The organism is Sphingomonas sp. UBA978, assembly GCF_002292295.1.
In the GTDB taxonomy this organism is placed as follows: domain Bacteria; phylum Pseudomonadota; class Alphaproteobacteria; order Sphingomonadales; family Sphingomonadaceae; genus Sphingomonas.
Map to the genome: position 1 here is coordinate 88,197 of NZ_DBBS01000018.1, position 24,689 is coordinate 112,885.

The window sequence follows — 24,689 nt, forward strand, 5'->3', positions numbered from 1 at the left end:
TTGCCATCTTATGCGACGCTGAGTCGCCTGACGACACGCCCCGCAACCGACGGGGAACAGGCGGCGAAGCCCACGACGAACAGCAGAACAACCAAGGCTTTAGGAGAAGGCTGGCCATGAAACCCGTGCTTACGCGCGTGCTCGCTTGCGCGCTTGCCCTGTCGGCGTCCCTGCTCGCGACCCTCGCCGGCCCGGCGCCCGCGTTCGCCCAGGCGATCGGCAACTTCCCCCCGATCGAAACCGGCATCGTCCTGCCCAGGGACGAGGCGTCGCACCGCCAGCCGGCGGAATGGTGGTACATGACCGGCTTCCTCGACGGCACCGATCCGGCCGGCGGCAAGCGCTCCTATGCCTATGAGATGGTGGTCTTCCAGATCGCCCCCGTCGCGGGCCTGCCGCCGGTCTACGACGCGCATTTCGCCATTTCCGATCTCACCCGCGGCACGTTCCACTTCGAAAAGCGCGTCCTGCCCGGGCCGTTCACCACCACCGCCAACCGGTTCGACCTCAACGTCCTCGGCTTCCGGATGGGCGGCTCGATGGGCGCTTATTATGCCAAGGCGAGCCGCACCGACCTGCAATATGCGATCGACCTGACCGCGCAGGCGACGCAGCCGCCGACGCTGAACGGGATCAACGGCGTCGAAACCTACGGCACGTGGAAGTCGCCTTATTATTCGTTCAACGTCAACAAGACGAGCGGAACGGTCTGGGACCATGGCGTGCCGATCCGAGTCACCGGCACGACCTGGTACGACCACGAATGGGCGACCGGCGCGCCGGGTCAGGCGGACAGCGGCTGGACCTGGTTCGGCGTCTCGATGGACGACGACACCCAGTATAACCTCAGCTTCTTCATGAAGGGCGACGGCACGATCGATCACGCGATCGGGGTCAAGACCGCGAACGGCACCTATACGCCGATCCCCGCCAGCCAGCTCGTGCTCGAACGCATCGGCAGCTGGCGCAGCCCGAACACCGGCTACACCTATCCGGCGAGCTGGAAGGTGACGCTGCCCGAGGGTGCGATCACCATCGTGCCGATCATCCAGGACGCCGAGCTGCACGCGCCGGCTACCCAGAAATTCTATTACGAGGGACCTGCCCGCGTCACCGGCACGCTCGGCGGCAAGCCCGCCACCGGCAAGGCCTTTGCGGAGATGAACCCCTGGGGCGTCGACTGGGGCCTGCGCATCCTCCCCTGATCGCCCGCGCGATCCACCCTATTGCAACCACAAGGAGAGCAAGGATGATCTGGAGAACATCACGGCGGAAACTGGCCGCCATCGCCAACGGCCTCGCCCTGCTGGCGATGCCGACCGGCATCGGCGCGACCGCGGCGCAGGCGCAATTGTTCGAGCAGCCGGCACCGGTGTCGCTGGCCAAGGACGAAAGCGCGCACCGCAGCCAGCTGGAATGGTGGTATTTCGTCGGCCATCTCTACGGCACTGACCCGAGCGGCGCGAAGCGCGAATATGGCTATGAGGTCACCGTGTTCCAGCTGTGGCCGCTGCCGCTCGGCCCCGCGATATATTCGTGGCATTTCGCGATCACCGACGTGAACAACAACGTCCACCGCGTCGAGGAACGGGTCAAGAGCGACACCATCCCCGCGCAGACCGGCAGCTTCACCTTCACCAACAAGGACTGGTCGATCGGCGGATCGCGGCAGAATTATGCGATCAAGGCGATGCTGTCCGACGGCCGGTTCGGCATCGACCTGACCACCAGCAGCCGCATCCCGTTCACCGTCCACGGCACCAACGGCGTGGTCGACTACCGGCCGATCGGCCGGACCTCGGCCTATTATTCGTCGACCGCGCTCGATACCGTCGGCACGATCTACGACAATGGCGTGCCGATCCGCATCACCGGCACCTCGTGGCAGGATCGCCAGTGGTTCGTGAAGGGCACCGCGATCAACCAGGGCGGGTCGATCTTCGGCGGCGGCTGGAACTGGTTCGCCGTCCAGCTCGACAACAACACGCAGTACATGCTGTATTATCTGCAGGACCCGCTGACCGGCGCGATCGTCAACAAGCTCGGGACCCGCGTCGTCAACGGCGTGTCCAGCCCCGTCCCGGGGCAGCAGATGGACCTGCAGGTGCTGTCGACCTGGCGCAGCGCGCAATCGGGCTACACCTACCCCTCGAAGTGGAACGTCGTGCTGCCCGAAGGGACGCTGACCGTCACGCCGCAGGTCGCCGACCAGGAAATGGTCTGGCCCGGCCACCGCACCTATTGGGAGGGGACGTCGGCGGTCGTCGGCACGCTGAACGGGCAATCCGTCACCGGCCGCAGCTATGTCGAGGTCAATCCCTACAACCAGCCCTACGCATCGCTGCCCTGACCGATGCGCACGGCCGGCGGCCCGACGGATCGTCCGATCGGGTCGCCGCCCGGCGCGCCCCCTCCCCCCGTGTTCCTTCGAAAGTGATCCCATGGTCCGGTCGAACGATCGACGCCGGCATCGGGCGTTCGCGCCAGCCCCGTTCCGCCTGATCGCGCTGCTGCTGGTGGTGACGACCGCCCAGCCCGGCCGCGCGCAGACGGGCGGCGAGACGCTCACCTATCTGACCGCGATCACCGTGGTCGAGGATACGCCCGCGCGCACGGTCCTCAAGCTCCAGCTGACGCCGCGGATGAACACGCACGTCAGCGCGACCGACGCCTCCGGCACGCCCGCGGTCGCCTTCACGCTCACCGCGCGCGGCCGGCAGCTGACCGTGCCGGACCATTTCACCGGCCCGCTGAAGGCGATCCGCGTCGAGGAGAATCCGGGCTTCCTGTTCCTCCGCCTCGATCCCCGATCGCCGGGCGTGCAGATCGGATCGATCGACAATGCCGACAACAGCGTGACGGTCACGCTGTCCGATCCCGCCGGCCGCGCGACCGACGCCGCCGCGACCCCGCCCGACACCGCCGCCCCCGGCCTGTCGGCGAGCGCCGCCGGATCGGTGCCGCCAACGGCGGACTTCTCGGCGATGGGGTTCGAGCTGGTGATGCTCGAATATGCCGACGTCAGCGAGGTCGCGGGCCTGCTCACCGACAGCGCCGCGATCAAGCCCAACGACACGTTCGTGCCGCGCTCGCCCGGCTTCGGCTCCGCCAACACCAACGGCGTCAGCAGCAGCTACAATCCGGGGCCGCAGACGCAGAACACCGATCCCGAACCGCTCGGGCGGTCGATCAACGCCAATATCGGCGTCGACCGCCGGCTCAACGCGATCTGGCTGCGCGGCGATCCCGCGACGATCGCGCGGCTGAAGGCGCAGATCGCGGCGATCGACCAGCCGATCGACACGGTCATGCTCGAAACGCAGATCGTCGAGCTGACCCAGACGGGCGCGCGCAACCTCGGCCTCGACATCGCCAATGCCAACGGCCAGATCGCCACCGCGACCGCCACCTACGGCAACATCTCCTCGGCGGGATCGTCCTTCCCGCTGACCACGCGCCAGCTCAGCGGCGGCGTCAATCTGCAGGCGTCGCTCTATGCGCAGATCCAGAAGGGCGAGGGCCGCATCCTGTCGCGTCCGCGGATCTCGGCGCAGAGCGGATCGGCGGCGCGGATCGTCACCGGCGATGCGATCCCGATCCTCACCTCGATCACGCTGTCGGGGGTCAACGGCGTGTCGCAGCAGGTGCAATATGTGAACGTCGGCGTGACGCTCCAGATCGCGCCGCGCGTGACCGACGACGGCATCGTCTCCAGCCACATCTATTGCGTCGTATCGAGCGTCACCGGCTATCTGCAGGGCTATCCGACGATCAGCCAGCGCGAGGCGGAAACCTATGCCGCGGTGCGCGACGGCGAATCCTTCGTGATCGGCGGCCTGTCGCAGGAAAGCAGCATGAAGACGCGCACCAAGCTGCCGATCCTCGGCGATATCCCGATCCTGTCGATCCTCGCCGGCGCCAGCAAGATCAGCAAGCAGACCACCGAACTCTATATCATGGTCACGCCGCACGTGATCCGCCGGCTCAACCTCAAGACCGCCGGCGGGCGCGCGGCGGTACCGGCCGGCACGCTGGTCGCTGCCCCCGCCCCGGTGCTCGCGCCCGCCGTGCCGTGATCCTCAGTCGGCGTCGGCGATCGTCACGACCATGCCGTCGAGCGCGTCGGTGACCGTCACCTGACAGGACAGCCGCGATCCGGCGTTGCGGCTGCCGGTCCCGTCGAGCAGGTCGTTCTCGTCCTCCGACATCGGCGGAAGCCTGCCGAGGAAGTCCGCCGCGATATGGACGTGGCAGGTCGCGCAGCTGCAACAGCCGCCGCAGAGCGCGGCGATTTCGTCGATCCCCGCATCGCGCAACGCCTGCATCAGCGTCGTGCCCGCCGGCACCGCGATTGATCGTTCGCCCTGTTCGCGCGTCATGACGGAGATATGCGGCATGGTTCAGCCTGTCTGTCGGGGGAGGGAGGCGTCGCCGCGCAGGAACGTGGCGATACGGGCGCGTGCCTGTCGGGCTTCGCGGAAATCATAGGCCTGGAAGACGTGCGGCATGCCCGGCCACACCTCGACCCGGACCGGCACGCCCGCGGCGATCGCCGGCGCCGCCAGCCGCACGCCGTCGTCGCGCAGCCGCTCGGTGCTGCCGACCTGGACGAGCAGCGGCGGCAGCCCGAGCAGGTCGGCGAACAGCGGCGAACAGCCGGGATCGGCCGGGTCCGCATCGCCCAGATAATAGGCCGGCGCCGGCATCGGCTGCCCGCCGAGCATCGGATCGCGCTCGGCATTCTCCGCGATCGACGCCCCCGCATAGCTGAGGTCGGTCATCGGCGACATCAGCGCGACCGCACGCGGCAGGCGCCGCCCGCGATCCCGCGCGCGCAGCAGCATCCCGAGCGCCAGCGCCGCGCCCGCGGAATCGGCGGCGACGACGATATCGCCGGCATCGACCCCGTCCGCGAGCAGCGCATCGTACACCGCGAGGCAATCGTCCTGCGCGGCGGGATAGGCATGTTCCGGCGCCAGCCGGTACAGCGGCAGGACGACGCGCCCGATCCCGGCGGCCCGCGCGATCCGCGCCGCCATCAGCATATGGCCGTGGATCGAGCGGAAGAAGAATCCGCCGCCATGGACGAACAGCAGCACGTCGTTGGCGCGGCGCGGCGCGACCGGATCGACGATCGCGAGCGTCTTGACCGCGACGCCCGCGATATCGGCGTCCTCCGCCGTGAACGGCCGCGACGCGCGGCGCTGCAGCCGCGCCATCCCGGCATCGAACCGGTCGAGCTTGCCGCGCGCCGCGATCAGCGCCGCGGGATCGCCGACGTCGAGCGGCGTCTTCGCCCGCGTCGCGCGCAACAGCGCGTTGGTCAGGCGCGCACCGAACCCCGGCCGGCCCGCGATATGGTCGATACCGGTCATGCCGCCGCCCCCGCCGCCTGCCGATAGGCGTCGCGGATCAGCCGCTTGTAGAGCTTGCCGGTCGGCTCGCGCGGCAGCTGCGGCATGAAGTCGATCTGCCGCGGCACCTTGATGCCCGACAGCTGCCCCCGCAGCCACTGGCGGATTTCCTCGGCGAAACCCTCGTTGGCGTCCGCCCAGTCGACGGGCTGGATCACCGCGACCACCTTTTCGCCGAAATCGGGATCGGGCGCGCCGACCACCGCCGCATCGGCGATCCGCGGATGCGTCACCAGGACGTTCTCGATCTCCTGCGGATAGACGTTCACCCCGCCCGAGATAATCATGAAGCTCTGCCGATCGGTCAGGTAGAGATAGCCGTCCTCGTCCAGCCGGCCGACGTCGCCCAGCGTGGTCCAGCCGTGCACGTTGGCGACCGCCGCGGTCTTGGCGGGATCGTTATGGTAGGAAAAGCGCGGGCCGCCCTCGAAGTAGATCGCGCCCTCGCGACCCGGCGGCAGGTCGTTCGCGGCGTCGTCGCAGATGTGCGGCGTGCCGATCACCGCGCGGCCGACCGATCCGGGCTTGCGCAGCCATTCGGCCGAATCGATCATCGTCCAGCCGTTGCCCTCCGTCCCCGAATAATATTCGAACAGGATCGGCCCCCACCAGTCGATCATCGCCCGCTTGACCGGCACCGGACAGGGCGCCGCGGCATGGATCGCCACGCGCAGCGACGACAGGTCGTACGCGCCCCGCACCGCCTCGGGCAGCTTGAGCAGGCGCACGAAATGCGTCGGCACCCACTGGCTGGCGGTGACCCGGTAGCGCGCGATCGCACGCAGCGCCTCCTCGGGATCGAAATGCTCCATCACCACCACCGTCCCGCCCAGCCGGTGGACGGTCATCGACCAGTGCAGCGGCGCGGCGTGATAGAGCGGCGCCGGCGACAGATAGACGGTGTCGCCCGTAAAACCGAACCGTCCGGCGGCGAGTTGCGTCAGCACCGGCGGCGCCGCGATCGACGGGTCCTCGGGCAGCGCCCAGCGCACGCCCTTGGGCCGCCCCGTCGTCCCCGACGAATAGAGCATCAGCGCCCCTGCCGATTCGTCGGCGATCGGCGTATCGGGCATCGCCGCCGCCGCGCCGTTCCAGTCGCGAAAGCCGGTGGCGGGGGTATCGAGCATGAACATCGCGACCCCCGGCAACCGCGCCGGCAGCTCGCCCGCCACGGCGGCGAGACAGGGCGAGGTCACCAGCAGCTTCGCCCCGGAATCGGTCAGGATATAGTCCGCCTCCGCCGCGGTCGCGCGCGACGACAGGCAGACGAGATACAGGCCGCTGCGCTGCGCCGCCCAGGCGAGGTCGAAGAAGCGGGGATGGTTCTCGAGGAACACCGCCACCACGTCGCCGCGCACCAGCCCCGCCGCGCGGAACAGATGCGCGCCCTGGTTGGAACGGCGATCGAGCGTCGCATAATCGATCGTCTCCCCGGTCGCGTGCAGGACGACCGCGGCCTTTGCGGGATGGGTGCGGGCATGGACACAGGGATGCATGGCGGCAGACGTCCGGGACAGAGGAAGCACGGGATCAGGCAAGCGCGGAATCGGAGGCGGTGCGGTGCGCGGCGCGCAGCTCGCGCTTGAGGATCTTGCCCGACGCGTTGCGCGGCAGCGTCGCGACGAAGTCGACCGACCGCGGCACCTTGTAGCCCGCGATCGCGGTCCGCGCGTGCGCGACCAGCTCCTCCGCCTGCGTCGCGGCGCCGGGCTTGAGGACGACGAACGCCTTGACCGATTCGCCCCAGCGTTCGTCGGGGATGCCGATCACCGCCACCGCATCGACCGCCGGATGGCTGGCGAGCGCCTGTTCCACCTCGATCGGATAGATGTTCTCCCCACCGGAGATAATCATGTCCTTGATCCGGTCGCACAGGAACAGATAGCCGTCGTCGTCGAGATAGCCGGCGTCCCCGGTGTGCAGCCAGCCGTCCGCGTCGATCGTCTCGCACGTCGCCTCGGGCATGTTCCAATACCCCGCCATCACGCCGGGGGTGCGCACGCACACCTCGCCGACGACATGCGCCGGCACCGCCGCACCGCCGGCGTCGACGATGCGCAGCGCATGGCCCGTCATCACCCGCCCGGTGGAGCCGAGCCGGTTGCCGACCGGTTGCAGGTGATCCTCGGGCGACAGCGCGACGAAGCTGCCGCACGTCTCGGTCATCCCGTAATATTGCACGAAATCGCACCCCAGCAGGGCGAGGCAGCGGTTGAGCAGGACCGGCGGCATCGGGCTGGCGCCATAGACGATCTGCCGCAGCGATCCCGCCTGCGCCGTGCCGCGTTCCCAGCTGTCGACCAGCATCTGCAAGGCCGCGGGCACGATCATCACATGGGTGACGCCGTCGGCGGCGATCGCCCGTTCGACGCCGGAAATCGAGAATTCGCGCAGGATCACCGATCGTCCGCCGCCATGGAACGCCCCCAGCGCCCAGCCGGAGCCGGAGACGTGGAACACCGGCATGGCGACCAGCGCGGTGAGGTCAGGGGTCCATTGCCGCCACGGCTCCGCCCCCTCCCCGGCCAGCTCCAGCGCGCCCAGCACGGAGCCATGGGTCAGCATCACGCCCTTGGGCCTGCCGGTCGTGCCGGAGGTGTAGAGCTGGAGGAAGACATCGTCGCGACCGACCGCGACCGCGGTATCGGCGCCGGTGTCCGCCGCGGCGCCACGCACGTCGCGCCACGCGGTGAAGTGGCGGTCGGGATCGTCGCCCGGCTCGATCTCGACCAGCCGCCGCACCCCGAGGGCGTCCAGCGCCAGCCGCCCCGCCGCCGCGGCGAAGTCGGCGGTGGCGAACAGCAGATCGGCGCGCGCATCGGCGAGGATCTGCTCGTGCTCCGCCGGCGCCAGCCGCCAGTTGAGCGGCACCGTCACCAGCCCGACCATCCCGGCGCCGAACAGCAGTTCGAAGAACAGGTCGCTGTTCTTGCCCAGAAAGGCGACGCGCGCACCGGGCCGGCAGCCGTCCGCGACCAGCGCCGCGGCGACCCTGCGGCACCGCGCCGCAAATGCGCCGAAGCTGGTCGTGCGCCCTTCGAAGGCGAAGGCGATGGCATCGGGCCGTTCGCGCGCATGATGCGCCGCGACCTGTCCCAGATTGACGAACGGCCCGGTCACGCGACTCCCCTCACGCGCCGGTGAAGACCGGCGCCCGCCGGTCGACGAACGCGCGCACGCCCTCGGCGAAATCACCGGTGAAGCCCGCCGCGCGTTGATCGGCACGCTCGCGGGCGAGCGCCTCGGTCAGCCCGCTCTCCAGCCCCGCGCGTGCCGCACGGCGCAGCATCGCATAGGATTGCGTCGGACCGGCGGCGAGCCGGGCGGCGAGCGCGCGCGCCGATTCCAGCAGCGCGTCATCCTCCTCGACGCGATAGATCATGCCCCAGTCGAGCGCGGTGTCGGCGGACAGCCGGTCGCCGAGCATCATCAGCGCCATCGCCCGCCCGCGTCCGATCTGGCGCGGCAGCAGCCAGGTCGATCCCACGTCGGGAACCAGCCCGACCTTGACGAACGCCTGGATGAAATAGGCCGATCGCGCCGCGAGGATGACGTCCCCGGCGAGCGCGAGCGAGAATCCCGCCCCCACCGCCGGGCCGTTCACCGCGGTCACCAGCGGCTTGGGCATCGCGAAGAGCGTTTCGAGCAGCGGGTTGAAGAAACGCTCCAGGCTGTCGCCGACGTCGGTCGCGCCGCCACCGGCATCGCCGCGCAGGTCCGCGCCGCTGCAAAAGGCACGCCCGGCCCCGGTCAGCAGCACCGCGCGGACCGCCGGATCGCCCGCGATCCGTGCAAAGGCGTCGCGCAGCGCCGCGGCCATGTCCAGCGTCAGCGCATTCAGCGCCGCGGGCCGGTCGAGCGTCACTTCCGCCACGCCGTCGCGCACGACGATGCGGATATCCGTCTGATCGGTCATCGCTCTCCCTTTCTCGCCCTATGTATACGCATAGTTAAATGCGATTGCCAACCCCGGACGAACGACGCCGATGCCGCCGCAGCGACAAATCCAGCGGTGATATATTGCTATTATATGTTCGTATAATTACCCCTTCCCATCGTCTGCGTCCTGAGGCATCAGGCAGCGCGAACGCCGCGCCAGGGATGCGGCCGTCACGACGGGAACGAGGGAGAATCAGCATGCCGACAGGCACGTTCGGAACGCGCGGCAGCATCGGCCTGCTCACGATCGATTCGCCGCCGGTCAACGCGCTCGGCCTCGCCGTGCGGCAGGCGATCATCGACGGCATCACCGCGGCGGAGGCCGACGCCTCGGTCGAGGCGATCGTGCTGCTCTGCGCGGGGCGGACCTTCTTCGCCGGTGCCGACATCACCGAATTCGGCAAGCCGCCGATGCGCCCGGACCTGCTCGACGTGCTCGCCCGGATCGAGGGCGCGACCAAGCCGGTGATCGCCGCGATCCACGGCACCGCGCTCGGCGGCGGGCTCGAAACCGCGCTCGCCTGCGATTACCGGATCGCCAGCCCCACCGCGCGCGTCGGGCTGCCCGAGGTCGCGCTCGGCCTGCTCCCCGGCGCGGGCGGCACGCAGCGCCTGCCGCGGATCGTCGGCGCCGCGGCCGCGCTCGACATCATCACCGGCGGCAAGCCGATCGCGGCCGCGCGGGCGCTGGCGCTCGGCATCGTCGACCGCCTCAGCGCACCCGACGACCTCGTCGATGCCGCCGTCGCCTTCGCGCGGGAGGTCGTCGCGGACGGTGCCGTCCGCCGCCGGGTGCGCGACCGCGAGGACAGGATCGCCGCCGACCGCGCCGAGCCGGGGCTGTTCGACGCCTTTCGCGCGAACAATCCGGGCCTGCTGCGCGGGGTCAGGGCACCCGCCAACATCATCAAGGCGATCGAGGCCGCCGTCACCCTGCCCTTCGATCAGGGCATGGCGCGCGAGGCGGAACTGTTCGCCGAGTTGCTCCACAGCCGCGAATCCGAGGCGCAGCGCTATGCCTTCTTCGCGGAGCGCGAGACCGGCAAGGTACCCGGGCTCGCCGCGGACACGCCCGTCGCGTCGATCGCCACGGTGGGCGTGATCGGCGCGGGCACGATGGGCGGCGGCATCGCGATGAACTTCCTCAACATCGGCCTGCCGGTGACGCTGGTCGAGACGCGTCAGGATGCGCTCGATCGCGGCATCGCGACGATCCGCCGCAATTACGACGCCAGCGCACGCAAGGGCCGGCTGGACGCGGCCGAGGTCGAACGGCGCATGGCGCTGCTCACCGGCACGCTGGCGATGACCGACCTTGCCGGCTGCGACCTCGTCATCGAGGCGGTCTTCGAGAGCATGGCGCTGAAGCAGACGATCTTCGCCCAGCTGGACGCCATCGCCAAACCGGATGCGATCCTCGCCTCGAACACCTCCTTCCTCGATCTCGACGCGATCGCCGCGGCGACCCGCCGCCCCGATCGCGTGGTCGGGCTGCATTTCTTCTCGCCCGCCAACGTCATGCGTCTGCTGGAGGTGGTGCGCGGCGCGCGTACCGCGCCCGGCGTCGTCGCGACCGCGATGCGGCTCGCCAAGCGGATCGGCAAGCTGCCCGTCCTGTCGGGCGTGTGCGAGGGCTTCATCGCCAATCGCGCGATGGGCGTGCGCATGGCGCAGGCCGACGCGCTGGCGATCGCCGGTGCCTCCCCGCAACAGATCGACCGGGTGCTGGTCGATTACGGCTTTCCGATGGGCGCGTTCCAGATGCTCGACCTGATCGGGCTGGACGTGATCGGCCGCGATTCGACCGGGCGGACGCTGATGGGCGACATGGTCGCACGCGACCGGCTGGGGCAGAAGAAGAACGGCGGTTTCTACGATTACGACGCGCAGCGCCGCGCCACCCCCTCGCCCGTCGCCGATGAGGTGATCGCCGCGCTCGCCGCCGACAGGGGCATCGCCCGCCGCGACTTCACGAATCGCGAACTCCTTGAACAACTCCTCTACCCCATCATCAACGAGGGCGCGAAGATCCTCGACGAGGGGATCGCGCTGCGCGCGTCCGACATCGATATGGCGCTGATCGCGGGCTATGGCTGGCCGGTCCACACCGGCGGACCGATGTTCTGGGCCGATACCGTCGGACTGCCCGCGATCGTCGCCGCGCTGCGGGCGCTGGCTGCGCAGCATGGCCCCGCCTTCGCGCCCTCGCCGCTGCTCGAACGCCTCGCCGCCAGCGGCGGCGTGCTGCATCGCGCGGTCGCCACGCCCTCGCCATCCCTCACCCTCGAAAGGGCGGACCATGCCTGAAGCCTATATCGTCGAAGCCATCCGCACCGCCGGCGGGCGCCGCAACGGCGCGCTCAGCGGCATCCATCCGGCCGACCTCGCCGCCGTCGTCCTCGACGCGCTCGTCGCGCGGACCGGGATCGATCCCGCCGCGATCGAGGACGTCATCATGGGCTGCGTCGGCCAGGGCGGCGAGCAGAGCACGCAGGTCGGCCGCAACGCCGTCCTCGCCTCGACCCTGCCCGACACGGTGCCGGCGGTGACGATCGATCGCCAGTGCGGATCGTCGCAACAGGCGATCCAGTTCGCCGCGCAGGCCGTGCTGTCGGGCACGCAGGACATGGTCATCGCCGCCGGCGTCGAGAGCATGTCGCGCGTGCCGATGGGCTCGACCGTGTCGCTCTACGCGCAGGCGGGCATCGGCACCGGTCCGTGGAGCGAGGCGGCGAAGAGGCGCTACGGCGTGTCGTCGTTCGACCAGTTCACCGGCGCGCAGATGATCGCCGACTCCTACGGCATCACCCGCGACGCCGCCGACGCCTTCGCCCTCACCAGCCACCGCAAGGGCGCCGCGGCGGTCGCCGCCGGCGCGTTCGATCGCGAGATCGTCCCCGTGCGCATCACCCGCCCCGACGGCAGCACCGCGCTGCACGTCGCCGACGAAGGACTGCGGCCCGATGCCTCGCTGGAGGGGCTGGGCGGCCTGAAGACGGTGATGGACGGCAGCATCATCACCGCGGGCAATGCCAGCCAGATCTGCGACGGCGCGTCGGGCGTGCTGATCGTCAACGCCCGCGCGCTCAAGGCCCATGGCCTGACCCCGATCGCGCGGATCGACAATCTGACCGTCACCGCCGGCGATCCGGTGGTGATGCTGGCGGAGCCGATCACCGCGACGCGGACCGCGCTCGAACGCGCCGGCCGTTCGATCGGCGAGATCGACCTGTACGAGGTCAACGAGGCGTTCGCCCCGATCCCGCTCGCCTGGCTGCAGATGCTGGAGGCCGATCCGGAGCGGCTGAACGTCCATGGCGGCGCGATCGCGCTCGGCCATCCGCTCGGCGCATCGGGTGCGAAGCTGATGGCGACGCTGATCCACGCGCTCGGCCGCACCGGCAAGCGCTTCGGCCTCCAGACCATGTGCGAAGGCGGCGGCATCGCCAACGTGACCATCATCGAGCGGCTGTGACCGTTCCTGCTTCCTGAAGGACACCCCCACGTGAAACTCGATTCCTCCATCGCCGCGGTCGTCACCGGCGGCGCCTCCGGCCTCGGCGCCGCGACCGCCCGGGCGCTCGCCGCCAGGGGCGTCCGCGTCGCCCTGTTCGACCTCAACGCCGAACTGGGCGAGCGCGTCGCCGCCGAGATCGGCGGGATCTTCTGCGCGGTGAACGTCACCGACGACGCCTCGGTCGATGCCGGCTTCGCCAGCGCGCGCGCGGCCCACGGGCAGGAGCGCGTGCTGGTCAATTGCGCGGGCACCGGCAATGCGATCAAGACCGTCGGCCGCGACAAGGCGACCGGCGCGCTGCGCCACTTCCCGCTCGCCGAATTCGAGAAGATCATCCAGATCAACCTGATCGGCACGTTCCGCTGCACCGCCAAATCGGCGGTCGGCATGGCCGCGCTCGATCCGGTCGACGAAGCCGGCGAGCGCGGCGCGATCGTCAACACCGCCTCGGTCGCCGCGGAGGACGGCCAGATGGGCCAGGCCGCCTATGCCGCCTCCAAGGGCGGCGTCGTCAGCCTGACGCTGCCGCTGGCGCGCGACCTGATGGCCGAGGGGATTCGCGTCAACACGATCCTGCCCGGCATCTTCAGCACGCCGCTGCTGCTCGGCGCGCCCGATCATGTGAAGGCGGCGCTGGCGGCGTCGGTGCCCTTCCCCAAGCGACTGGGCGATCCGGCCGAATATGCCGCGCTCGCGCTGCTGATGGTCGAGAACGGCTATTTCAACGGCGAGGACGTGCGGCTCGACGGCGCCATCCGCATGGCCCCACGCTGATCCCCGGAGAGACAGAGATGCGCCAGTTCACCGACGACCAGATCATGTTCCGCGAAGCCTATCGCCGCTTCCTCGACGGCGAGATCGCGCCGCATATGGAGGCGTGGCGCGAGGCGGGGATCGTCGATCGCGACGCCTTCAAACGCGCGGGCGACCAGGGGTTCCTGATGGTCTGGCCCGACGAAAGCTATGGCGGGCTGGGCGACGAGGATTTCCGCTACGAACAGATCATCATCGAGGAAACCGTGCGCGCGGGCTGCGCCAGCTGGTACAACACGCTGCACAGCCGCCTGGTCGGCCCCTATCTGCAACGCTTCGGCAGCGAGGAATTGCGTCGCCGGGTGCTGCCCGGCTGCGTCAGCGGCGACACGATCCTCGCCATCGCGATGACCGAGGCGGGCGCAGGTTCCGACCTCGCCGGGATGCGCTCGACCGCCGAGGACAGGGGCGACCACTTCCTGCTCAATGGATCGAAGACCTATATCTCCAACGGCATCAACGCCGACCTGATCGTCGTCGCCGCAAAGCTGGCGGGCGCGGAAAAGAAGCATGCGCTGGTGCTGCTGCTCGTCGAACGCGGCATGGCGGGCTTCGAACGGGGGCGCAATCTGAAGAAGATGGGCATGTCCGCTCAGGACACGGCGGAGCTGTTCTTCGACAACGTCCGCATTCCCAAGGACAATGTGCTGGGGACCCCCGGCAACGGCTTCTATCATTTGATGGAGGGGCTGGCCGAGGAACGGCTGATCGCCGCGGTCGGCGCCGCCGCCAATGCGCGCCGCGCGTTCGACATCACCCGCGATTACGTCATGCAGCGGGTGATGTTCGGCAAGCCTTTGTCCGATCAGCAGAACACCCAGTTCCGCATGGCCGAGATGGATGCCGAGATCGACCTCGTCCAGACCTATGTCGACCATTGCGTCGTCGAGCACAACGCCGGCCGCCTGACCGGCAACATGGGTGCCAAGGCCAAGATGCTGACCACCGAGGTCGAATGGAAGATGATGGACCTCGGCGTCCAGCTGCACGGCGGCGCGGGCTATATGGACGAATATCCGATCAGCCACATGTTCACCGACGCGCGCATCAACCGCATCCTGGCGGGCAGTTCGGAGGTGATGCGGCTCATCATCGGCCGCGACATCTTCTCGCAGAACTATCGCAGCCTGCTGGCGTAACGGCCCCGAGCCCCGTTCCGCCGCCATCGCCCGACGCGCCCCGGCACCCGGCGCGTCGGGTCACATTCTGACCACATGACTGCGGCACATCCGCATCCTCTCCGCTGTCCTCGAAGCCGGGTTCGATCTCAGCCCTATGTCGCGCATCATCCGTAACCTCGTCTCCCTCGCGCTCCTGCTCACGGCGATGTCCGTGCAGGCCGCCCCCTCGTCGTTCGATCTGGTCGGGCCACGGCTGTCGGTCGCCGTCACCCGCGACGGATCGACCCTGCCGCTGGAATGGGTGCCGAACCTCGCCGAGGGCGACCGCGTCGCGATCAAACTCGACCTTCCCGCCGGCCAGAGCGACCGGTTCCGCCTCGTCGCCGCCTTCCTGCGCGGGGCGGTCGACCGCCCGCCGGACGCGTGGTTCCACGACACGGTCAGCGGCAAGACGAAGGGCGGCGACCTGTCGCTGGTTGTCCCGAAGGGCGCGCAGCAGCTCGTGCTGTTCGTGCTGCCCGAACGGGGCGCGGGCAGGAATGCGATCGTCAGCGCGGTCCGCAAACAGCCCGGCACCTTCGTCCGCGCGGTGCAGGACCTCAACCAGGCCGCGCTCGACCGGGCGCGGCTCGATACGTTCCTCGACCTGCTCTTCCGGATCGGCCGGCAGGACCCGGACAGCGTCAATGCCGCGTCGCAGGTGCTCACCCGCAGCCTTGCGATCAAGCTGAAGACCGAATGCCTGCAGCAGCCGCCCGAGCTTCAGGCGGCCTGCCTGACCGGGGATCGCGAAACGCTGCTGTTCGCCGACACGCACAGCTCCGCCCTCGCCGATACGCTCACCGGGGCGCCCGTCGATCTGGCCTTTCAGCTCAGCGCCACGCCGCAGGGCGGCTATGGCTCGTACAGTTCGTACATCGGCGTGGTACGCGACATCCTGCGGCTGTTCGGCGCCTTCCAGTCGTCGCAACTCCGCTTCGTGCCGGCGCTCGCCCGGATGGGCGACGGCCGGTTGACCTTGCTGCTCAACACACCCTTGTCCTTCGCCAAGCCCGCGTCGGTGATGGTCGTCGGCCTGCCGGCGATCGAGGCGGCCAAGCCGCCGCCGCTGCAGGCCGCGGCCGGCGTGCCGCTGTTGTGCGCCGCGCCGGACACGGTGCTGCCGGTCGAGGGCGCGCCGCTCGTCTATGCGACGCGCTACGCCCACGACATGGTGCTGCGCGTCGCGCCGGACGGTGCCGCCGGTTTCGACCTGCCCGTGCACGCCGATGCGCGGCGCGGCGGCTTCGTGCTCGATCGTGCGTTGCCCGACCGCAGCGCCGGTGCGACGATCGACGCGCGGATCGCCGGCCGGTGGGGGTTCACCCCGTTCGACGGACCGCGGTTCAAGCTGTCCGATCCCCGGGTCAACCGCTGGACCGCCGCCCCGCGGGCCTCGCTGGTCGTCGGGCGGAGCAACGCGGTGACGCTGACCGGCGAGGGTGCCGGCTGTATCGACGGCATCACGATGCAGCGCGGCGATGCAGCGGCGCAGGCGGTGTCGTGGAAGCAGGACGACGCGAACACGATCGTCGTCGACGTGCCGCTGGACAAGGCGACGCCGGGCACGGTCACGCTGACCGTCACCGCGCGCGCGCCGGCACCGCCGGTCAGCATCGTCCTGCCCGCCTTGCAGGAGGTCGGCCGCATCGACGGCGTGGCCTATGCCGCGGGCGACGAATCGGCGGTGCTGACCGGATCGCGGCTCGATCAGGTGCGCGAGGTCCGGGCGGGCAAGGCGACGTGGCGGCCGGGCGCCCTCACCCGCGCCGCCGGTGCCGACCGGCTGACGCTGCTCCCGGTCGATCCGGCGGCGGCGCAGGTGCTGACCGCGGGCGAACGCATCGTCGCGGACGTCACCTTCACCGGCGACCGGCACCGGACGGCGGCGCTCGTCGTCGCGCCCGCGCGGCCGGTGCCGACGCTGCTGCACCGGAGCGTCGCGCCGCGGCCCGCCGCCCCGGGCACGCTGCCGATCGCGCTGCGGCCCGACGATGTCGTCCCGCAGGACAGCCGCGTCACCTTCGCCTTCCGGCTCGATCCGGGCACGCCCCTCACCGGGCGGGAGGTCATCGAGGTCGCGACCGTCGCGGGCGACGCCGTCGCCCGGATCGCGAGCGGCCGGGGCTATGACCTGCAGGATGACACGACGGGGATCGTCGCCTTCACCCCCCGCGACGCGCTCGGCGCATCGGTGCACGGCCCCCTGCGCTTCCGGGTCATCCGCGACGACGAACCCAGCCGCTGGTCCCCCCTCGCCACTGCCGTCCGCCTCCCGGTCATCACGGCGATCGCCTGCCCTGGTCCGACCGGCTGCACGATCACCGGCGACGCCCTCTTTCTCCTCCGTTCGATCGCCACCAACGACCGGTTCGAGGCCGCGGCGGCGGTGCCCGACGGCTATACCGGGCCGGCGCTCGATATCGTCCTGCCTGCACCGGCCAGCGCCGGTGGCCCCCTCTTCCTGCGCCTTCGCGATGCGCCGGACGCGGTGGGCGTCGTGATGCGGTAAACACCCCGTCACGCCATGGTCGGCCGACCCCGCACGCGATCCTGCGGGCTGGCCAGAACGCCGTTCGCATAGAACCACGCGACTTCATCGCGGATGGTCTCGGCAAGGGGGCGGAACGTCAGGCCCAGTTCGCGCGCGCTCTTGGCGGGATCGTAGCGCGAGCGGTCGTTTTCGGTGGCGATGGTGCGCGCCATCGCCCAGCTGACCAGCACCGGCCTGCCGGTAAGGCGGGCATACACCTCGTTCCACGCCCCGATCAGGTGGAGCAGCGCCAGCGGGATGCGGCGGGTCGGCGCCGTGACCCCGACCGCCTGCGCGACGAGCGGCAACAGGTCGGCCATGGTGCTGTGCCGACCGGCGGCCAGGTAGCGCTCGCCGCGGCGGCCCAGCCGGTCCGCGAGGATCATCGCCCGCGCGACATCGCGCGCATCGACCACCGAAAAGGAACCGGGCGGTACCCCGGGCAGGCGCCCCATCGCCACGTCCAGCACGGTCTGCCCTGCGGCGGTCGGCCCCATATCGCCGGGCCCGTGCATCCAGCCGGGCAGCACCAGCACCGCCCGGGCCTCGGGATGCGCGTCGAGAAACTCCAACACCACCCGATCCGCCAGGATCTTGCTGCGATAATAGTCATCGGCCTCTCCCTCATCCCGCAACATGCTCTCATCGATGACCTGTCCCTTCGCGCCGCGCAGCACCGCGACCGAACTGGTGTGGACGAAGCGCCGCACGCCGGCGTGCCATGCGTGATCGAGCAGGGCGCGGGTGCCCTCGACATTGGCCGCGTGGAGCGCATCCCAATGACGGCCGCCCTTGTAGGAATCGCGAAAATAGGCCGCGGCGTGGAACACCACGTCCACCCCGTGCAACGCCGCGGCGAAGCCCGGCACGTCGAGCATGTCGCCGCCGACGATCTCCAGATCCAGGCCTGAAAACTGCCGGGCGGCCTTTTCGCGCGAGCGCACCAGGGCCCGCACCCGCCAGCCGTCGGCGATCAGTTCGCGTACGAGATTGTTGCCCAGAAGTCCCGTCGCCCCCGTCACGAAGGCGAGAGGCGGGGAGGAAGAAAGGTCGGTCGGTTCGCTCGACATGGCGTGCTCCACATTCATGGGAGCACGCCCTATAAGGCTGGAGCAAGGTCCATGGTCAAGCGATCGGATAGCAGCATGCAGATTGGGGAGTTCGCCCGACTCACGGGTCTGAGTCAGGACACCGTCCGCTTCTATGTGCGCAAGGGTCTGCTCGCGCCGCAGCTCGGCTCGCGGGGTGGCCGCAACCCGTATCAAATCTTCTCTCCGCGAGAGGCATCGACCGCACGGATGATCCGCTTCGCTCAGGCGCTTGGCATGACGCTTAAGGAGATCGGTACCGTCGCCACCGAATTGCAACGCGAGGGGCTGTCGCAGACGCGCGAGATCGCGATCATGGACGACCAGCTGGCCAGGCTGGAGCGCAAGGCCGCCGAACTGGCCGAACTGACCGATTATCTGCGCGCGAAGCGCGACTGGGTCGCACGTGGCAAACCGGGCGATGAGCCACGGTTCACCGGGGAGACACCCTGCCGGGCGTGAAGGGCCATTGATGCGCGGCGGGGTGCGTGGAGATCGACGCTACGGCAGGCGACGCTGGAGAACACCAGCGAACGGTCGATCACGCCGGAGACGGCAGGGCGGCTGTCAGATGCGACGCGCGATATCACGGCGATCGGCGGGATGACCTGTGCGCGCATCGAGGTCGGCAACGACAAGATCCGCATCATGGGATCGAAGACTATCGCCTCAGAAGGCTGGTGGCCGCGCAGAAAGGGAGATCGGCGGTAATCGGCTCGCCCGGCCGTGGACCCAAAGTGGCGGTGCTGTCAGTTTAAAGCGGACGCGTCTCGGGTCGTCGCAGGTCGGCCTTTGAGGGCAGGACCTAGGTCGCAAGCATCTGCCACTCCGCCAGCGCAGCGCAGCGTCGTGTTCGGTAGGTCTCGCGGTCAATGAGGTGGCGTTCCAGATTGAAGTGATTGTGGATGTTGGCGTGGACGGAGGCGAACTTTTGCAGCGTCTTTCTCTGCTTGAACCAGAGCATCGCGCGCTCTCGCCTTCGGAATGGCAGGTGACTGTTTTCGACCCGGTTGTTGGCCCACCGAGCCACCTCCTGCCATTCACGGCAGCCCATCTCATCCATTGCAGCACCGTAACCGCGTAAGCCATCGGTGGTGATCGTATTCGGCGACCCGTGTCGCTTCAGCGCCTTTTTCATGAACGCCAGAGCTGCCGCCTTGTCACGGCTCCTGGTGACGTAGCTTTCCAGTACCTCGCCCTCGCGGTCTACTGCTCGCCAAAGGTAGACCATCTCCCCGTTCAGCTTCACGTACATTTCGTCCAGATGCCAACGCCAATGACGGAAGCCACGCATGTGGCTGACCCGCTTGCGCCGCACCTCGCCGGCGAACATTGACCCAAACCTGTTCCACCACATCCGCACCGTCTCGTGACAAATGTCGATCCCGCGCTCGAACAGCAGGTGCATTTGGTTTGACGCAGCCCCTAGCGGAGATGAGGAATTTTCGGGTGGCGCTTTAAGCGATTTGCCGGCGATCAGTCATGCTGATCGTGGGTCGCCTTATGGGTCAGCAAGCGTAACGCAATGACACATTATTGATAGTGACTTGCAATTGCGATCTTGTTAGCTAACCCTGAAATCGAAGGGGAAGTGACAGTGCGTTTTTCAACGATGCTGCTCGCCACCACGGCCGTGGTGGCGATGGCGCCTACGTGTGCATTCGCGATGGGCAAGGACGAGCCGACCGATGCAGCCGCTCGTGCGGCCGATGCCGAACCGGTGGCGACCGATCAGGTCCGTACCGGCGAGCGCGACGAGCGGAACCAGAGCGAGATCGTCGTCGTCGGCAAAAGCTATGGCAGGGAGGTGGGCAAGACCGTCACGCCGTTGAAGGACGTCGCGAACACCGTCACCGTGATCGAACGCGAGCAGATCGAGGCGCAGAACCTGTTCACGCTGGAAGACGCGCTCACCGCGACCAACGGCATCACCGTCAACGGCATCGGGAGCGAAGACCCGTCCTATTTCTCGCGCGGGTTTGCCATCTCCAACTATCTCGTCGACGGCGTCCCGACGCTGTCCTTCAACTTTCCCGGCGTGGTGCCTGACCTGTTCGCCTATGACCGGATCGAGGTCCTCCGGGGGCCGGCCGGATTGTTCAGCGGCTCGGGCAATCCCTCGGGCAGCATCAATCTCGTCCGCAAACGGCCGCTCGACGCCTTCCGGATGCAGGGGTCGGCCGGGTACGGCAGCTACGACAACCTCCGCCTAGAACTCGACATGTCCGCCCCCCTCGGCGACCGGGCCGGCGTCCGCATGGGCGTGATGGCGCAGGACCAGGATCAGTTCTTCGATTACGCCCATCGCAACCGCGTCAACGCATTTGCCGTGGGCAGCGTCGAGATCGGCGATCGCACCACGGTCACCATCGGCGGTTCCTACGACCGCTTCCGTCCGTCGATCCAGTCAGGCCTGCCGGGCTATGCCGGCGACAGTGCGGGCAACGAGGGCCGGCTGCTCGACGTGCGCCGGTCGACCTATCTGGGCGCCGACTGGAACCGGTTCGAATCCACGACCTGGACCGGCTTCGCCGAGATCGCCCATCGTATCAGCGACCGCTGGACGTTGCGTGCCACCGGTCTCTTCACCGACGTCGATCGCGTCGACATCTATAGCTACGTCGGGAATGCGGCGGTGACGACGGCCGCGAACGCGGTAACGCCGGCGCTCGCGAACAACGGCACGACGACCCAGATCGCCTATCGCGGCGACAGTTTCGCCAAAACGCGGTCGTTCGACTTCAACGGGGTCGGCAGCTTCCCCCTGTTCGGGCGGGACCAGACACTGATCCTGGGTGCCGATTACCAGGCGCAGGATTACGACAGCTATTACACCCGCCTCAACGGCTATGCCCGGATCAACGTCTTCAATCCGGTGCCTCCGGCGGAACCGCCCCTCAACCCCTATGCGGCGTCGCCCTATTACCCCGTGCAGGGCACGAACGCCGTCTGTCCCGACCGGACGACGCCGGTAACGCCCGCGCCGGCCAATTGCGTCATCCAGAGCTACGGCGGCACGAACACGATCATCGAGCAATATGGCATGTACGGTCAGCTGCGCCTGCAGCCGGTCGCCGGGCTGACGCTGGTCGGCGGCGGTCGCCTGACTTGGTGGGAACAGACGATCGACACGCTGCTGCCGACCCCCGCGCGGGGCCAGCCGCAGAACATCGACAATCGGTTCACGCCCTATGCGGGCATCGTCTGGGACGTGACGCCGAACCTGAACATCTATGGCAGCTATGCCGACAGCTTCACGCCGCAGGCCGCGCCGGCCAACCGCGTCCGCGACGATGGCGGCAAGGTTCAACCGCTGATCGGTAGCCAGTATGAGGTCGGCACCAAGCTGGCGCTGATGAACGACCGGCTGCTGTTGTCGGCGGCCGTCTACCAGATCGAGCAGACCAATCGCATCTTCAATCCTCCGGAACTGACCACGGTCTACCTGCAGGTCGGCAAGGTCCGTTCTCGCGGTATCGAAGCGGAGGCCACCGGCGAAATCCTGCCGGGGTGGCGCGTGAACGGCGGCTATACCTATACGCGCAACGAGTATCTCGAAGACACGCAGCCCCAGTACGAGGGTCTGTCGTTGACCCCGATCATTCCCAGACACATGATAAAGGCATTCACCAACTACACGGTCCCGGCCGGGATGCTGCGCGGTGCGAGCGTCGGTGGTAGCGTCACTTGGTTCAGCGAGACGTTCGGTGGCACCCCGTCGATCGTCGTTCCGGTCAGCGTCGCCACGCCCAACGGCCGTTCGATCTCCTCGGTTGTCCGCCAACCTGCCTATGCGGTCGTCGATCTGCGTGCCGGTTACAAGGTCAGCGAGCAATTGTCCCTGTCGGTCAACGTCGCCAACGTCCTCGACAAGACCTATTATGCCCGCATCTCCTCCACCGGTCGTGGCAACTATTATGGCACGCCGCGAACCGTGTTCGCGACGCTGCGGTTTGCCTACCCGTGATCGCGCCGGCTACCGGTCGCGCCGTGATCTGGCGACGGCGTGGCGACAACACGCTGCGTTTCGTCGCCGCCGTGCCGCTCGGCTATGCCGTCGCCAGCCTGTGGGCGGCCGCACTGGCGCGTGTGCTGCCGATGGCACGGTCTGAAGCAACCATAACCGGTACGCTGGTCGCGTTGCTGCTCTGCGCGCTGTTCGCAATGTACGCTTATGGCGCGCGCAGCGGCTGGCGGGCGACATGGGTGTTGGGTCTCGCCGGTGCGGCCGCCGGCGGGATCGTCTGCTGGTCGGTCATGATGACGGGGCGGGTATGAGCAAAAGCATCCGACAGTCGCAATCGACGCTCCATACCTGGTCGGGCCTGCTGCTCGGCTGGGTTCTGTTCCTCGTCTTCCTGACCGGCACGATCGCCTTCTGGCGCGAGGCGCTCAACCGCTACATGCGGCCCGAACTGGCGCGGATCGAGCAGCCGATGCGAGTTCTCGACGGCGCACAGCGTTTCCTCGGCCGCAAGGCACCCGACGCGAAAGGCTGGTTCATCGCCATGCCCAACGCTGCGATGCCCGGTGCGCAGGTCACGTGGCAACCGCAGCCCAAGAAGGGCGAGCATGGCGGACGGCGGGGAGGCGGAGGACGCGGTCGGCGCGACAATCAGGCGCTGATCGGTGCGGACGGCATGCCGAAGCACGCCCGGGACACACGCGGCGGCGAGTTCTTCTATCGCTTCCACTTCGACCTCTACTATCTGCCGGTGATCTGGTCGCGCTGGCTGGTCGGTGTCGCCGCGGTGATGATGCTGGTCGCGATCCTCACCGGCATCGTCACCCACAAGAAGATCTTCCGCGATTTCTTCGCCCTGCGCCGTCACAAGGGCCAGCGGTCGTGGCTCGACGGGCACAATGCCACCGCCGTGTTGGCACTCCCCTTCCACCTCATGATAACCTACACCGGCATCGTGACGCTCATGGCGTTGCTCATGCCCTGGGCGACCGTGGCCAATTACGCCGACGAGACCAGGATGTTCGCCGACCTGTTTCCCGAAGCGCCGGTGGTGGAGCGCACGGGTCGGCCGGCGCCGATCCTGTCGCTGTCGGCGATCGCCCAAGACGCGGAGCGTCGGCTCGGCGGCCCGATCGGTACGATACAGGTGAGCGAACCCGGCGACGCGGCGGCGCGTGTGACCTTCTATCGCACCCCGGCCTCGCTTCTCAACACGCGCGCGCCTGCCATCACCTATGACGGCACCACCGCGACCCCTGTCTGGCGCTCTCCCGCCCCGGGCGGGGCGGCGGCGACCGCCGGGGTGATGATCGGACTGCACGCCGGCAGATTTGCCGACCTCCTGCTGCGCTGGCTCTATTTCCTCTGCGGCATCGCGGGCACGCTGATGGTTGCGAGCGGGCTGGTGCTGTGGACGGTCAAGCGCCGCGAAAAACTTCCTGACCCCACCCGCCCGCATGTCGGGTTCCGCATGGTCGAGCGGTTCAACGTCGCGGTCATCGGCGGCTTTCCACTCGGGATCGCAGGATTGTTCTGGGCCAACCGGTTACTGCCGGTAGCCATGCCGGATCGATCGCGATGGGAGGTGCACGTCCTGTTTCTGGTTTGGGGTGCGGCGTTCATCCCGTCGCTGGTGGGGCGGCCGGCAAAAGTCTGGACAATCTTGTTCGGCCTGACCGGCGCCGCGCTCGCTGCACTGCCGATCTACAATCTGCTGAACACGCGCTGGAATGCCTGGACATCCCTGCTGGCAGGCGACCTGCTGCCGCTCGGCATCGACGCCACCATGATCGTGTTCGCAATCGCCTTCCTGTGGCTTGCTCGTCGCGTTGCGCGCTACCGGCCTGCCGTGCGTGCAACCCGACGCGCACGGGCTGCAGCGATTCCGATGTCCGAGATGGAGGTGATGGCATGACGTGGCTGGCCTTTGCGCTGTCACTGCTGGCGTTCGCATGCTTCGGCTTCGCCACCGATGACCATCATCATCGATTGACCGGGCGCCGACTTGCACCTGACAGCAAGCTGAGATGGCAAGCATATGCATGGTTTGCCCTGATGGGGGCCTTCGGTACGGCCGTAGCATCACGAGGCTGGGCATTCGGGCCTGTCCTCTGGTTGGGCGCCGTCATGCTTTCGGCCGGTATCGTATTCCTGTCACTCAACCTTCGGCCTCAACGGGGTCGCGGAACGCGGCAATAGTTGGCGCTTGCCTGCGGATCGGGTGCGCCTACGATGCAGGCCTCCCGGCTGCGCACTGCTGG

19 protein-coding genes and 1 pseudogene are annotated in these 24,689 nt (G+C 68.5%); 13 read left to right on the forward strand and 7 right to left on the reverse strand.

What is annotated here, in order from left to right; translation table 11 throughout:
* Positions 1-116: 116 nt before the first annotated feature.
* The 3 genes from B2515_RS10240 (at position 117) to B2515_RS10250 (ending at position 4,076) form a co-directional block, all read left to right on the forward strand.
* Positions 117-1,205, forward strand: a complete 1,089-nt coding sequence (locus tag B2515_RS10240; RefSeq protein WP_293876113.1) for a carotenoid 1,2-hydratase — start codon at positions 117-119, stop codon at positions 1,203-1,205.
* A 44-nt stretch (positions 1,206-1,249) separates the two neighbouring features.
* Positions 1,250-2,350 (forward strand): carotenoid 1,2-hydratase, encoded by a 1,101-nt coding sequence (locus tag B2515_RS10245; protein WP_293876114.1) that lies wholly within the window; start codon positions 1,250-1,252, stop codon positions 2,348-2,350.
* Positions 2,351-2,441: 91 nt separating this feature from the next.
* The gene (locus B2515_RS10250; protein ID WP_293876115.1) at positions 2,442-4,076 is read left to right on the forward strand and encodes a type II secretion system protein GspD; all 1,635 of its coding nucleotides are present in this window, start codon (positions 2,442-2,444) and stop codon (positions 4,074-4,076) included.
* Positions 4,077-4,079: 3 nt separating this feature from the next.
* Here B2515_RS10250 and B2515_RS10255 read toward each other — a convergent pair whose 3' ends face one another.
* Genes B2515_RS10255 through B2515_RS10275 form a run of 5 tightly spaced genes read right to left on the reverse strand, consistent with a single transcriptional unit; the run spans position 4,080 to position 9,330 of the window.
* Positions 4,080-4,397, reverse strand: coding sequence for a 2Fe-2S iron-sulfur cluster-binding protein (locus B2515_RS10255; protein ID WP_293876116.1), 318 nt, complete (start codon positions 4,395-4,397; stop codon positions 4,080-4,082).
* Positions 4,398-4,400: 3 nt separating this feature from the next.
* A complete protein-coding gene (locus tag B2515_RS10260; RefSeq protein ID WP_293876117.1) occupies positions 4,401-5,375 on the reverse strand; it encodes an alpha/beta hydrolase fold domain-containing protein in 975 nt (324 codons plus the stop codon).
* Positions 5,372-6,910, reverse strand: coding sequence for an acyl-CoA synthetase (locus B2515_RS10265; RefSeq protein WP_293876118.1), 1,539 nt, complete (start codon positions 6,908-6,910; stop codon positions 5,372-5,374). The genes B2515_RS10260 and B2515_RS10265 overlap by 4 nt, the downstream gene beginning before the upstream one ends.
* A 34-nt stretch (positions 6,911-6,944) precedes the next feature.
* Positions 6,945-8,534, reverse strand: a complete 1,590-nt coding sequence (locus B2515_RS10270) for a long-chain-fatty-acid--CoA ligase (RefSeq protein WP_293876119.1) — start codon at positions 8,532-8,534, stop codon at positions 6,945-6,947.
* Between the two features lie 10 nt (positions 8,535-8,544).
* Positions 8,545-9,330, reverse strand: a complete 786-nt coding sequence (locus B2515_RS10275; RefSeq protein ID WP_293876120.1) for an enoyl-CoA hydratase-related protein — start codon at positions 9,328-9,330, stop codon at positions 8,545-8,547.
* A gap of 221 nt (positions 9,331-9,551) precedes the next feature.
* On the opposite strand from B2515_RS10275, the gene B2515_RS10280 reads away from it, so the two are divergent.
* The 5 genes from B2515_RS10280 to B2515_RS10300 all read left to right on the forward strand — a co-directional run bounded on the left by B2515_RS10280 (position 9,552) and on the right by B2515_RS10300 (position 17,355).
* A complete protein-coding gene (locus tag B2515_RS10280) occupies positions 9,552-11,660 on the forward strand; it encodes a 3-hydroxyacyl-CoA dehydrogenase NAD-binding domain-containing protein (protein WP_293876121.1) in 2,109 nt (702 codons plus the stop codon).
* Positions 11,653-12,828, forward strand: a complete 1,176-nt coding sequence (locus tag B2515_RS10285) for an acetyl-CoA C-acetyltransferase (RefSeq protein ID WP_293876122.1) — start codon at positions 11,653-11,655, stop codon at positions 12,826-12,828. The genes B2515_RS10280 and B2515_RS10285 overlap by 8 nt, the downstream gene beginning before the upstream one ends.
* Before the next feature lie 30 nt (positions 12,829-12,858).
* A complete protein-coding gene (locus B2515_RS10290) occupies positions 12,859-13,644 on the forward strand; it encodes an SDR family NAD(P)-dependent oxidoreductase (RefSeq protein WP_293876123.1) in 786 nt (261 codons plus the stop codon).
* Between the two features lie 17 nt (positions 13,645-13,661).
* Complete coding sequence (locus B2515_RS10295; RefSeq protein WP_293876124.1) at positions 13,662-14,822, forward strand: acyl-CoA dehydrogenase family protein; 1,161 nt, start codon at positions 13,662-13,664, stop codon at positions 14,820-14,822.
* A gap of 136 nt (positions 14,823-14,958) precedes the next feature.
* Entirely contained in the window at positions 14,959-17,355 is a 2,397-nt protein-coding gene (locus B2515_RS10300; protein ID WP_293876125.1) for a hypothetical protein, read from the forward strand.
* An 8-nt stretch (positions 17,356-17,363) separates the two neighbouring features.
* Here B2515_RS10300 and B2515_RS10305 read toward each other — a convergent pair whose 3' ends face one another.
* The gene (locus B2515_RS10305) at positions 17,364-18,446 is read right to left on the reverse strand and encodes an SDR family oxidoreductase (RefSeq protein ID WP_293876126.1); all 1,083 of its coding nucleotides are present in this window, start codon (positions 18,444-18,446) and stop codon (positions 17,364-17,366) included.
* 51 nt (positions 18,447-18,497) lie between these two features.
* Between B2515_RS10305 and B2515_RS10310 the strand changes: the two genes are divergently transcribed.
* Positions 18,498-18,926, forward strand: a complete 429-nt coding sequence (locus B2515_RS10310; RefSeq protein ID WP_293876127.1) for a MerR family transcriptional regulator — start codon at positions 18,498-18,500, stop codon at positions 18,924-18,926.
* A 343-nt stretch (positions 18,927-19,269) separates the two neighbouring features.
* Here B2515_RS10310 and B2515_RS10315 read toward each other — a convergent pair.
* A pseudogene (locus tag B2515_RS10315) lies at positions 19,270-19,878 on the reverse strand (IS6 family transposase); the annotation flags it as partial.
* 183 nt (positions 19,879-20,061) lie between these two features.
* Between B2515_RS10315 and B2515_RS10320 the strand changes: the two are divergent.
* From B2515_RS10320 to B2515_RS17345, 4 genes are read left to right on the forward strand one after another with little or no spacing between them, the layout of a single operon-like run.
* The gene (locus B2515_RS10320; RefSeq protein ID WP_293876129.1) at positions 20,062-22,431 is read left to right on the forward strand and encodes a TonB-dependent siderophore receptor; all 2,370 of its coding nucleotides are present in this window, start codon (positions 20,062-20,064) and stop codon (positions 22,429-22,431) included.
* Between the two features lie 23 nt (positions 22,432-22,454).
* On the forward strand, positions 22,455-22,742 hold the full coding sequence (locus B2515_RS10325; protein ID WP_293876130.1) for a hypothetical protein: 288 nt from the start codon (positions 22,455-22,457) through the stop codon (positions 22,740-22,742).
* A complete protein-coding gene (locus B2515_RS10330; protein ID WP_293876131.1) occupies positions 22,739-24,343 on the forward strand; it encodes a PepSY-associated TM helix domain-containing protein in 1,605 nt (534 codons plus the stop codon). The genes B2515_RS10325 and B2515_RS10330 overlap by 4 nt, the downstream gene beginning before the upstream one ends.
* Positions 24,340-24,627: a DUF3325 domain-containing protein gene (locus B2515_RS17345; protein ID WP_366001920.1), complete on the forward strand. Its 288-nt coding sequence runs from the start codon at positions 24,340-24,342 to the stop codon at positions 24,625-24,627. The genes B2515_RS10330 and B2515_RS17345 overlap by 4 nt, the downstream gene beginning before the upstream one ends.
* Positions 24,628-24,689 lie beyond the last annotated feature (62 nt).